The sequence below is a fragment of the Microcella sp. genome (assembly GCF_033763155.1).
In the GTDB taxonomy this organism is placed as follows: Bacteria; Actinomycetota; Actinomycetes; order Actinomycetales; family Microbacteriaceae; genus Microcella.
Map to the genome: position 1 here is coordinate 1 of NZ_JANRKZ010000228.1, position 3002 is coordinate 3002.

At 67.8% G+C, this 3002-nt stretch carries 3 protein-coding genes and 1 tRNA gene; all 4 read right to left on the reverse strand.

The features are described from left to right. A partial coding sequence (locus SFU54_RS09740; RefSeq protein ID WP_413466598.1) for a LysE family translocator occupies nt 1-236 on the reverse strand: 236 nt, incomplete at its 3' end. Nucleotides 237-264: 28 nt separating this feature from the next. Continuing rightward, a complete protein-coding gene (locus tag SFU54_RS09745) occupies nt 265-1881 on the reverse strand; it encodes an L-lactate permease (RefSeq protein WP_319016080.1) in 1617 nt (538 codons plus the stop codon). Nucleotides 1882-2066: 185 nt separating this feature from the next. After that, nucleotides 2067-2139 (reverse strand) — tRNA-Lys (locus SFU54_RS09750). A gap of 29 nt (nt 2140-2168) precedes the next feature. Continuing rightward, the coding region (locus SFU54_RS09755; RefSeq protein ID WP_319016081.1) for a glycosyltransferase at nt 2169-3002 on the reverse strand (834 nt) is incomplete at its 5' end.

A 3002-nucleotide genomic window follows, 5' to 3' on the forward strand; every position in this document is an offset into this window, starting at 1 on the left:
CCGATCCACTTGAGCACGACGAGCAGTCCGGGGAAGACGATCAGTAGCGCGCCGATGCCGAACATCGCCACCGCGATGACGATGAGAAACCCCAGCGCCCCACCGAGCACCGTGAACACGGTGCGGCGCGCGCCATAGAGCGCTCCGTGAGTGAGGGCCAACAGCCCGTTCGGGCCAGGCGTGAACGACAGGCCAATCGCGGCGACGAGAAAGACCAGCCAGGTGTCGAGGGTCACCCGACCATCCTGCCGCCCCGCTGGCGGGTTAGGGCACCATCCAGCCGAGCGCGCCGGGGATCGACTGCAGCACGATCAAGACGGTGATGAGCGCGAGCAAGCCCAGGCTCCACGTCAGCAGCTTGCGCAGCAGCGTGCCCTCCGAGCCCACCATGCCGACGGCCGCCGCGGCCACAGCGAGGTTCTGCACCGACAGCATCTTGCCGAGCACGCCGGCCGACGAGTTTGCGGCCGCCATGAGCACGGGCGGCAGGCCCACTTGCTCGGCCGCCGCGACCTGCACCGGGCCGAACAGCACGTTCGATGAGGTGTCAGATCCGGTCAAGGCCACGCCGATCCAGCCGATGATCGGCGAGAGCACGACGAAGAACCCACCGGCCGAGGCGAGGGCGACACCGAGTGACGTGGCTTGCCCCGAGAGGTTCATGACGAACGAGAGGCCGAGCACCGAGCTCACGGTCACGATCGTCCAGCGCAATTGGTGCAGGGTTGAGCCATAGGCCTTGAGGGCCGTGCGCGGCACGATGCGGTAGAGCAGAGCCGTCAGCACACCCGAGATCAGGAGCAAGGTACCGGTGGCCTTGAGGGTGTCAAAGTGCATCGTTTGCGCACCGGCGGGCTCGCCCGCGGCCGTCACGACATCGAGCCCCGGCCACGGGAAGGTGACCGTGCCAGACACCGCGAGCCACTGCTTGACGGCCGGAATCTGCGCGATCGAGAACACGATCATGATGATGAGATACGGCGCGATCGACATGAGCACCTCGCGCACGGGCGGGCGTTGCACAGCGGGAGCCCCCGCCTCGACGGCCCCGCTGATACCGACGAGCTCGGCCGGCTGCCACACCCGCAGCATGAGCAGCACCGCCGCGATGGTGGCGACGGCGGCCACGACGTCAGTCAACTCAACGGCGAAGAAGTTCGAGGTCACGAACTGGGCGAGACCGAAGACGATGCCGGCCACGAGCGCCACGGGCCAGGTCTGGCGCACGCCGCGCCGGCCATCCACCAAGAAGACAAGGATGAGCGGCACGAGCACCGCGATGAACGGCGTCTGCCGCCCGGCCATCGACGCGAGGTCGTGCAACGGCAGCCCCGTCACGCCCGCGAGCGCGATGACGGGGGCCGCGAGCGCTCCAAAGGCCACGGGCGCGGTGTTGGCCAGCAGCGAGACGAGCGCCGCCTTGAGCGGCGCCATGCCCGCCGCCAGGAGCATGGCTGCCGAGATGGCCACGGGAGCGCCAAAGCCCGCGAGCGACTCGAGCAAGGCACCGAAACAGAACGCGATGAGAATCGAGAGGATGCGCAGATCGTCACTCACCGAGCGGATCGTGCGGCCAAACACCTCGAACCACGGCGTCACGACCGTCAGTCGATAGACCCACAACGCGTTGATGAGAATCCAGAGAATCGGAAAGAAGCCATAGAACACACCCGCGCCCGCGGCGCTGAGCGCTTGAACGGGCGGCATGTTCCACCCAACGATCGCGAGCACGATCGAGAGCGCGAGGGCCGAGAGCGCCGCGAAGGGCGCGCGAACCTTGAACACCCCCAGCAGCACGAAGAGAAGAACGAGGGGCAGCGCGGCGGCAATGGCCGACAGCGCAAGAGACCCGAAGACCGGGTCGATGTCTTGTTCGAACACGGGTGGTGGCTCCGCTCACAGGGGTGGACGCGCCGTAGAGGCGCGTGCACAGTCTGAGCCTCCCCGCGCCCGAGCGCACCTGGTTTGAGCGGATTCGTGACTAAGGTCCCGTACGCGCGCGCCGCTCCCAGAGCCGACAGAAAAAGCGAAAGGCCCTGCGCTGGCGAGAGCAACAGGGCCGTTCGTACACCCCCCGGGACTTGAACCCGGAACCCACTGATTAAGAGTCAGTTGCTCTGCCAATTGAGCTAGAGGTGCGCAGTCGCTCGCGCGACCAGAGCCAGAGTCTACGCGGCTTGCGCGCGATTACTCAAACCGAGCCGCCGCCCGGCGAGCGAGCGCCCCATGACGATTGCGTCGCGGTAGTGGCCAACGAGCTCGTCGCCCAGGCGCGACCACGTGCGGTGCGCCACCGAGTCGCGCGCGACGGCCGCGAACGCTCGACGCTTGGCGTCGTCACCCACGAGGTCGAGCACGCGCGCCCGCAAGTCGTCGAGGTCGCCCGGGCGATACAGCCAACCGGTTCGGCTGCTCTGCACGAGGTCGAGCGGGCCGCCCTTGCCGGTCGCGACGACGGGCACGCCACTCGCGAGCGCTTCTTGCACGGTTTGGCAAAACGTCTCGTTCTCGCCGGGGTGCACGAAGAGGTCGAAACTCGCGATTGCCTGGGCAAGCGCCTCGCCGCCGAGAAATCCGAGAAAGACCGCGTTGGGCATGGCCTGCTCAAGCGCGGGGCGCTCGGGCCCGTCTCCGATGATCACGAGGCGTGTGCCCGGGATGCTCGCAATGGCCTCCAAGTCAGCCACCTGCTTCTCGGGCGCGAGCCGGCCGACGTAGCCGATGATGAGGTCTCCCCCGGGTGCTACCGCGCTGCGCCACGCGTCACTGCGTTTCTCGGGAGCGAAGCGCACAGCATCCACGCCCCGCGCCCAGAGCTTGAGGCGGGTCACGCCGAGGCTCGAGAGCTCGGCGATCGACGAACTCGACGGCGCGAGAGTGAGGGTTGCCCGGCGATGAATGCGCGAGACGTGCCGGGCGAAAGTGGCCGTGAGTGCGGGAATGCCGTAGCGCTCGGCGTAGCCCGGCACATCGGTCTGGTAGATCGCCACGGTCGGAATACC